This window comes from Streptomyces sp. Isolate_45, assembly GCF_024721315.2.
Classification (GTDB): Bacteria; Actinomycetota; Actinomycetes; order Streptomycetales; family Streptomycetaceae; genus Streptomyces.
In genome coordinates this window covers 1-7,676 of record NZ_JANFAK020000262.1, presented here as the reverse complement: position 1 = coordinate 7,676, position 7,676 = coordinate 1, and the positions used below count along the sequence as shown (strand labels likewise).

Sequence of the window (7,676 nt, the reverse complement as noted above, 5' to 3'; positions counted from 1 at the left end):
CCCCCCCCCCCCCCCCCCCCCCCCCCCCCCCCCCCCCCCCCCCCCCCCCCCCCCCCCCCCCCCCCCCCCCCCCCGCTTCGACCCGGCCGACTACCGCGAGCGCCACGCGGTCGAGTGTGGGATCAACCGCCTCAAGAGGAACCGCGCTGTCGCCACGCGGTACGACAAGCTCGCTGTCCGCTACGAGGCGACAGTCCTGGTCGCGGCGATCAACTAGTGGCTGTAATCCTTCACTGAAAAGGCATCGGGGTCCACGGCAACGCCTCCCGCCATCTCAGACAGCAGGTCGTGCAGAACCTCCTCGCTCGGATCGTCCACGGTACGACCGCCCGCTTCAACTACACGCAGCAGTGGCTTCAGCATGCACGCGACTGTACCGACCGATAGGACTCAACTGCCCAGCCGTCCACAACCTCCCAAGGCAGAACACCTAGGGCTCGGCGAGGCCCTGCGCCTCGCCCACCGGACGTTGGATGCCGCAGCGCTGCGGAAGCTCTCGCACGACCAACATGTGGTGATCGGCCGCCTCGCCCGCACGGCCCGCGCCCTGGCCGCCGACGCCGGGCTTACCCAGCGCCAGGAGTCCGCGATCGGGCGCTGGGCTGCCAGCGTGGAGAACTCAACAGCCATAGTCACCGCCACGAGTGACGGACCCTAGCCCGATGACGAGGCCGACCGCGCCGCTCATCCTCCCAGGAGAGGAAGCTGCGATCTTTGCCCAAGCGGACGAGCTCAACGCCCACATCGCTCGGTTCCTCGAACACTACGGGTAGGCTCGTATGTATGGGAATTGACTGGGAGAACATGCTCGGCGCAAGCGGTAACGGTCTCGACGATGCCTACGACAGCGCGGTCTCCGCGGTCATCTACAGTGATGACCCGGTGGAAGACCGTCGGCCACTCCCAGTCGGCGAAGAGCACGACGACACAGACGGCTTGCGCTGAACTGAGCGCACGCACGAAACGCCCCGGCATGCCACGGCGTTTCGCCGTCTCAGAGGTCGTGTCAGGTCAGGGGTCAGTCAAGAGGCGGCCGAGCTCAACTCTGCGGCTCGTCGCCGCCTTCACCGAACTCGTCATCCCCGGCAACGGCACAGGTGAGGGCCAGCACTACGGCACGGGGGTGCTGCCCGAGCACCGAGGTCACGGCCTCGGCCGATGGATGAAGGCCGAGTCGATCCGACAGGCCCACAGGGACTATCCGGACCTCGGTGGCCTCCTGACCGACACCGCCGACAGCAACGCGCACATGCGACGGGTCAACGACGGTCTCGGCTACACACCCACGCACACGACACACCAGTACCAGCTCGACCTTTAGCAGAGAGCGGACGGGCCGGACCGGGACATCACCCCGCCCGGCCTGTCCGTGCTTTCGATACACGCCCTAACGAGCTCGTGCATGGTTGGCGGTGACGCGTCCAGAGGTGCGGGTCGGCCTGGTGGTCACTGTTGCTGACGGCCGCCGCGGGTGGCGGTCTGCTGGTGTGAGAGCAGGCTGGCGATGGCTTGGATCGTGTCGCTCATGAGCTCGCGTCGTCCGTGGTGGCGGGCGAGAGCTCGCCCGTTCTTGAGGTGTGCGATGCCGTGCTCGACCCGGATCCTGCGTGAAGAGTGCGCCTTGCGCCGGCGCTCGTAGATCTCCTCGTACCAGTCCGGCGGGTTCTTCTTGAACTTGCGGTGTGGTGGTGTCACGACGCGGCCGCCGGTCTGGGCGCCCAGGCCCTGGTAGCCGGCGTCGGCAAGGATCTCCACGGCCACTGGGCTGTCAGTCAGGTGTTTGACCAGACCTACTGAGGTTTTCGGGTTGTCGTTGGGTGGTGACGGTTGATGATCCCTGCGGTATGCCAGTGAGGTGAGGTATCCGGAGGGTGGGGGCCTGAGCGTCGGGCGTTTCGTGAGGGGATCCGGCTTCAGGCCGGCGAGAGGTTCGCGGCGGGCGAGAAGACCACGGTGATCGCGAAAGAGCTGCGGGTGAGCGTGCGGTCGGTGGAACGCTGGCGCCGCGCCTGGCGCGAGGGCGGCATGGAGGGCCTGCGCTCGGCGGGCCCGGCGAACTCCCCGACCGTCACCGATGAACAGTTCACCGTGCTCGAGGAGGAACTCTGCAAGGGCCCCTCAGCGCACGGCTTCGAGGACGAACGGTGGACCCTGGCCCGGGTCCAGACGTTGATCCGCGGGCGCCTGCGGGTGAGCCTGTCGGTCGCGACGGTATGGCGGCTGCTGAAACGGCACGGCTGGTCCTGGCAAGCACCCGCCCGCAGAGCACTCGAGCGCGACGAGCAGGCGGTGGAACTGTGGAAGAAGGAGGTGTGGCCCCAGGTAAAAGGATCGCGGCGGCATCCGGGGCATGGATCGTCTTCGAGGACGAAGCCGGCTTCTCGATGACGCCGGCGGTCGCCCGCACCTGGGGCCGGCGCGGACACACACCCGCCATCCGTGTCCGCGGCAGGTCCCGCCGCCGGACCTCGGTCGCCGCCCTGTGCTGCTACAAACCCGGCCAGAAGAGCCGTCTCATCCACCGGCCCCGCACCCACCTCCGCCTCAAGGGCGCACGCAAGAGCTTCTCCTGGCAGGACTACCGCGACCTCCTGGTGCGGGCACATATCCAGCTCGACGGCCCGATCGTGGTGGTCTGGGACAACCTCAACACCCACCTGGCCACCGGGCTGAAACGCTACGAGGCCGAGCACGACTGGCTCACCACCGTCCGCCTGCCGCCCTATGCACCCGACTTGAACCCCGTCGAGGCCGTCTGGTCACTCGTGCGGAGAGCGATGGCCAACACCGCCTTCGACACACCCGACGACCTCGACCGCAAGCTCCGCTACGAGTTACGCAGAATCCAACTCCGGCCCCACCTCATCGACGGCTGCCTCACCGCCACCGGCCTGACCCTCACACCACCGACCCCACCCTGAAAACCTCAGTAACCAGCGTGTTCGGAGGCCAGCCACAGGACAGCCGCCGCTACTTCTTCGGGCAGGAGTGCCTGGGTGTGGGTTTTACCGCGGGCGCGTTGCTTGTCGTAGTAGGCGCGGGAGGCGGGGTCGGCGTTCATGCAGGCGAAGGCGGAGAGGAACATGGCGCGTTTGAGCTGCCGGTTTCCGCCGCGGGGTGCGTGTTCGCCGTGGATCGAGGTCCCGGAGGACCTTGTTGTCGGGGCGAGGCCGGCGTAGGAGGCGAGGTGGGCGGCAGTGGGGAAGCTGGTGCCGTCGCCGACGGTGACCAGCAGGACGGCGGCGGTCCTGACGCCGACGCCGGGCATCGACGTCAGGACCGGGGAAAGAGGGTGGGCCTCCAGCAGGGTGTTGATCTGGGCTTCCAGGGCCCGGCGCTGTTCCTGGACGGCCACGAGCGACCGGACCAGGGAGGGCACCACGATGTCGAGGGTGCCGCTTCCGGGCACGACGACGGTCTGCTCGTCGAGCGCGTCGAAGACGTCGTCGATCAGCCGCTGGGCCATGCGCGGGGCCTTGGGCCGGATGAGTTCGACGAGGCTGCGGCGGCCGGCCTTTCGCAGTGCGGCCGGGATCCGTGGCGTTCAAGAAGCCAGGTGACGGCCTGGTGGTCGAGACGGGGGCCCAGGACACGCTCCAGGCTGGGGTGGAACTGGGTGAGCAGGCCGCGTATCCGGTTGGACGTGCGGGTGGCCTCGGCGGCCAGGTCCTGGTCGAAGCCGACGAGCACGGCCAGTTCGGCGGTGATCTCGTCGGTCAGTTCCAGCGAGCGCAGGGTGTGCGGCAGGGTGGGGGCCGCGTCCGCGATCAGCGCGGCGTCCTTCACGTCGGTCTTGGCCTCGCCCGGATACAGGTCGGCCATCCGGCCCATCGCCAGGCCGGGCAGGTAGGCGACCTGGCAGCCCGCGTCTCTGGCCACGGCCAGCGGGAGAGCACCGATCGAGGCGGGCTGGTCCACGATCACCAGGACGGTGCCGAACTTCGCGGTCAGCTTGTCGAACACGGCTCGCAGCTTCGGCTCGCTGTTGGGCAGCTGCTTGTCGAGGACCTTCTTCCCGGCCGGGGCAAGCCGAACGATGGCGAGAAGCCCAACAACTTCCCCAAACCGCTTGACTCGATATAGCAGCCAGGGCTCCGGCGAAGTCTGCTGATGCCCGTTTCGTGATCAGGTGAGCCCGAGGAGTTGGAGGGGGCGGCTGGGGTTTCGGGCGTTGCGGCGGAGCCCGGCGGCGATGTTGGCGACTCCTGCCAGCTTCAGGGCTCCGATGGCGAGGTTTCGCCAGGTGGCCATGGCGCGGGGTGCGTTGCCGGTCCGCAGCTGGGAGGCGTCTTCGGCGAACGTGGTGTCTCTCACGTGGTGCAGGGCTTCGATCTTCCAGTGGTCCCGAGCGAGGACGGCGAGCTGGGCCGCAGTGGCCTGTTCGGAGGTCAGGTTGGTGACGGCGTAGACCGTCTTGATCGTGGTCTTTCCGGTCTTGCGGTGGGTGCGACGGCGTTTGATCTGGATGGCCTGGCGGGCGCCAGGAAAGAGGAGGTTGTTCACGGTGGCGACCTTGATGCGCCGGATCTCACGGCGGCCGTGGCCGGTGTTGCGGGTTCGGCCCTGGAGCGGGACCTCCTTCCAGGGAAGGGATTTCAGCTGGCTGCGCAGGTGCTTCTGGTTGCCCTTGACGATGACGATGTAGTGGGCGCCCCGTGCCAGGAGGTACGTGGCGTGCTCGCGCTGGGTGTGCAGCGCGTCGCTGGTGACCACCGTCCCGGCGAGGTCGACGATGGCATTCAGCAGGGGCTGGAAGCAGGTGGTCTCGCCTGTCTTCTCGCCGACGTCGAGCTGGGACAGGACCAGCTGGGTCGCATGGTCCAAGGCGGCGAGCAGGTGGATCTTGCGGCCCTTGGCCCTGGCCGCACCGCGCAGGCTCTTTCCGTCGACAGCCAGCCCGCGCAGCCTGTCGGCGCAAGGAGGGGTTCGGCGGTCGGCGAGCCGGCAGCCCACGGCCTGGTCCAGGGCATCGGCGTCGAGGCGGGCCAGCAGTCGCCGGACGGTCGTCTCTGCCGGCAGGGATCGCCGCGGCATCACCGGGTCGATGCCCGCACCGACCTGTTCCAGCACCTGGTCCGGGGTGTCGGCGATCCACTCGCCAATCGCCAGCAGTGAGGTGGCCCCGGCCAGGACCGCACACGCGGTCAGCGCGAGTACGACGACCAGGGCGTGCCGTACTCCGCGCGGATCGTGCGGGTCGGGAACCTGGGCCAGCCGTTCCAGCAGGCCGGGAACTTCCTCGGGCACCATCGGGTGATGCACGCGAAGCTGGGCAAGGGCAGGGGCGATCAGCGAGGATGTGTCGGCAGGCACGGTCTTCCAGGCAGGTCACGAGGCGTCGAGAACTCCATGATCTTGGATGGCTGTGCCTGCCCATCTACCGGGACACCCATAAGCTGGCAGACCGTCATTAACCGGATCCCTGTGGAAGCCGCATGAAGCTCGGCGTTCGACGATGTCGCAGCTGTGATGCCCCGTCTGCCCAATTTGCCGGCATCGATGTTGGTCGCTGCTTACACAGGCCGCTTGCGCAGGTGCCGGTGCCCCTCGTCCGGGAACTTCGGCGGCAGCGGCGGGAGCACCGAGTCCAGGGCATATCCGCACTTTTGCGCGACGCGGCACGAGCCCTCGTTGCCGACGGTGTGCAGCAGCTCAATCTCGTCGGCGGGCATGAAGTCCTGCCCGCCGAACAGCCATTCCGTGGCGGTCTTGACGCAACGCGAGGCGATGCCCCTGCCGCGGGCTTCGGCCAACGTCCAGTAGCCCACGCCGGTCGCGAGCATCTCCGGCGGGTTGGCCGCCTTGATGAGGAAGTTCCCGACGACCGTGCCGTCCTCCTCGACAGCCCAGCTCAGCTGGGTGTCGTCCGCCCAGCCCTTGCCCTGGTCGGCGAGCCAGGCGCGGGCCTCGTCCTCGTCGCCGATGGGGCGCGTCGACCAGCGGCGTATCGCCTCGTCACGGTGAGCGGCGACAATTGTGGGGATGTCCGAGTCCTGCCAGGGACGGAGGGTCAGGGCCGACGCGGTCGAAGTGGCTTCCACAGTCAGAGTTATCGGCGACGTCATGTGGGCCATCCAACAGCACGGTCACGCCGACGCGCAGGGCGTCGGAAAGCCCCATGATCCTGGACGCCCGTGCCTGCTCCGCTACGGGACACCATGAGCTGACAGACCATCATGAACTGGACGCCTAACGACTACGCCGAAGCCCTGATGCTGCAGAGGCCGGTGGTGCCAACTAGCGCGCTGATTGGTGACAACCACCATGCTTCATCGCGCACCTTCACCCAGGTCGATCGGCACGCCGGGTGACAGGTATCGAGCTTCCGCACATTCGGCGGGCCACCGAACAACGCTCTGGCGGCGGCCCGCCCCCCTGATTCCGGACCACGATTGCGAGACCGATGATGACCACGCCCTGGACGCCCCGGCGCACCGCCCGCCGTCCGCTCCCCCCACGCGTCGCCGCGCCCCGCGAGCTGGTCAACCCGGCCCGCATCGGCCGCCGCGTTGTACGGCGCCAGGCTACGGGCACGATCGGGTGACTGTGGCTGGTGCCGCACAGAGCAGGGCCTCCTGGCAGCTCGAAGGTTGTCTACGCCAACAGGCTGTCCAGAAGGCCCTGCTGCCCGCTCTTACGCTCCCGCCGCCGATCGCGACACGTGCTGCGGCGTGTCGTGCAACCCGACGCGGCTCAGGTCGGTGCGCACGTCGGTCGGAGCGCCAAGGAGCTTCGAGTGCTTCGCAGCATCGACGGAACCGAGATCGTGGATGGTGAGCTCGAAGTCACGATGCGCCTTGGCGCCCAGGGCCAGCGGCAGGTGGATACGCCCGTCCCCGACCATGCGTCGTACCCCACTGCGGCTGAGACCGAGTCCGAGCATGAGCAGTCGTTCGACCCGGACCGGCGCGGGCAGCTCGAAGCTGACCAGGACCTTGAACGGTGCCGGGTCGTCGAGTGCGTAGAGGGGCGTGCGGGTCTCCACCTCCCACGTACCGGTCCAGTCGAGGCGGTATCCGTTCTTCGCGGCCAGCGACGCACTCATCGTCAGCTCCCGCACCACGGCTGGGTCATTGTTCTCGTACGCCACCAGGCGAGCGGGCTCCAGCGACGAGACGTGGACGCGCTCGTGGACGGGCACCTTCGAGGTCCGGTCGCACCCTGCACAGCTCAGGAGAAGCCAGACGTCGAGGAGTTTGCCGCTCGCGTTGACACGGATCTTGCCCGAGGGGCGGTGCCGGCTGCCGGAGCAGTCCGGGCAGGGGCGTACGACGGTGGGCAGCGCGGACTCACGCACGGCCCACAGGGCCTTGCGGTCAGTATTCATGGATGTGGTTGCTTTCAGGACTGACCAGGAGCTCTCGCAGGCGAGGCTGCGGCTCCTGGGATATGACGGATGCACACGAGGGCGCGAGTCATCGCCTCGGGGCCGAGTCATCAGGCTCCGGGGTCAACCGCGCGACAGGTTGGCTTTGCTACGTGGCAGCCGTTACAGGTCCATGCAGGCGATCATGATCGAGGCCACTGCCCGCGAGCAACTTGTTTTCCGCGGGCAGCCGCGGGGCTTGACCCCGAATCCTGAACACACGAGACACTGGGTCCTGAGGATCTGAGAACGGACATCTCGTGGTCATGAAGCACTACCCGCCGGAGTTCAAGGCGGACGCGGTCGCGCT

At 68.0% G+C, this 7,676-nt stretch carries 9 protein-coding genes and 3 pseudogenes; 6 read left to right on the top strand and 6 right to left on the bottom strand.

From position 1 onward, the window contains the following. Positions 1-79: 79 nt before the first annotated feature. Positions 80-217, top strand: a pseudogene (locus NOD94_RS39265) (IS5/IS1182 family transposase); the annotation flags it as partial. On the opposite strand, the gene NOD94_RS39260 reads toward NOD94_RS39265, so the two are convergent. Further along, the gene (locus NOD94_RS39260) at positions 214-363 is read right to left on the bottom strand and encodes a hypothetical protein (protein ID WP_281211032.1); all 150 of its coding nucleotides are present in this window, start codon (positions 361-363) and stop codon (positions 214-216) included. The pseudogene NOD94_RS39265 and the gene NOD94_RS39260 sit on opposite strands and share 4 nt — an antisense overlap. A 106-nt stretch (positions 364-469) precedes the next feature. Between NOD94_RS39260 and NOD94_RS39255 the strand changes: the two genes are divergently transcribed. The 3 genes and pseudogenes from NOD94_RS39255 to NOD94_RS39245 form a co-directional block, all read left to right on the top strand. Next, the gene (locus NOD94_RS39255) at positions 470-658 is read left to right on the top strand and encodes a hypothetical protein (RefSeq protein ID WP_281211031.1); all 189 of its coding nucleotides are present in this window, start codon (positions 470-472) and stop codon (positions 656-658) included. A 125-nt stretch (positions 659-783) separates the two neighbouring features. After that, entirely contained in the window at positions 784-945 is a 162-nt protein-coding gene (locus NOD94_RS39250; RefSeq protein ID WP_173864715.1) for a hypothetical protein, read from the top strand. Between the two features lie 109 nt (positions 946-1,054). Then, positions 1,055-1,321 (top strand): annotated as a pseudogene (locus NOD94_RS39245) (GNAT family N-acetyltransferase); the annotation flags it as partial. A gap of 125 nt (positions 1,322-1,446) precedes the next feature. Here the strand turns inward: NOD94_RS39245 and NOD94_RS39240 are convergent. After that, complete coding sequence (locus NOD94_RS39240) at positions 1,447-1,755, bottom strand: transposase (protein ID WP_281211030.1); 309 nt, start codon at positions 1,753-1,755, stop codon at positions 1,447-1,449. 198 nt (positions 1,756-1,953) lie between these two features. Between NOD94_RS39240 and NOD94_RS39235 the strand changes: the two genes are divergently transcribed. Next, the gene (locus NOD94_RS39235; RefSeq protein ID WP_281211029.1) at positions 1,954-2,388 is read left to right on the top strand and encodes a winged helix-turn-helix domain-containing protein; all 435 of its coding nucleotides are present in this window, start codon (positions 1,954-1,956) and stop codon (positions 2,386-2,388) included. After that, entirely contained in the window at positions 2,385-2,921 is a 537-nt protein-coding gene (locus NOD94_RS39230; protein WP_281211033.1) for a transposase, read from the top strand. Before NOD94_RS39235 ends, NOD94_RS39230 begins: the two co-directional genes overlap by 4 nt. A gap of 62 nt (positions 2,922-2,983) precedes the next feature. On the opposite strand, the pseudogene NOD94_RS39225 reads toward NOD94_RS39230, so the two are convergent. The 4 genes and pseudogenes from NOD94_RS39225 to NOD94_RS39210 form a co-directional block, all read right to left on the bottom strand. After that, positions 2,984-4,023 (bottom strand): annotated as a pseudogene (locus NOD94_RS39225) (IS110 family transposase); the annotation flags it as partial. A 102-nt stretch (positions 4,024-4,125) separates the two neighbouring features. After that, positions 4,126-5,250 (bottom strand): ISAs1 family transposase, encoded by a 1,125-nt coding sequence (locus NOD94_RS39220; RefSeq protein ID WP_281211028.1) that lies wholly within the window; start codon positions 5,248-5,250, stop codon positions 4,126-4,128. Between the two features lie 263 nt (positions 5,251-5,513). Beyond that, entirely contained in the window at positions 5,514-6,041 is a 528-nt protein-coding gene (locus NOD94_RS39215; RefSeq protein WP_281211027.1) for a GNAT family N-acetyltransferase, read from the bottom strand. A 593-nt stretch (positions 6,042-6,634) separates the two neighbouring features. After that, positions 6,635-7,327: a DUF1062 domain-containing protein gene (locus NOD94_RS39210; RefSeq protein WP_281211026.1), complete on the bottom strand. Its 693-nt coding sequence runs from the start codon at positions 7,325-7,327 to the stop codon at positions 6,635-6,637. Between the last annotated feature and the right edge of the window lie 349 nt (positions 7,328-7,676).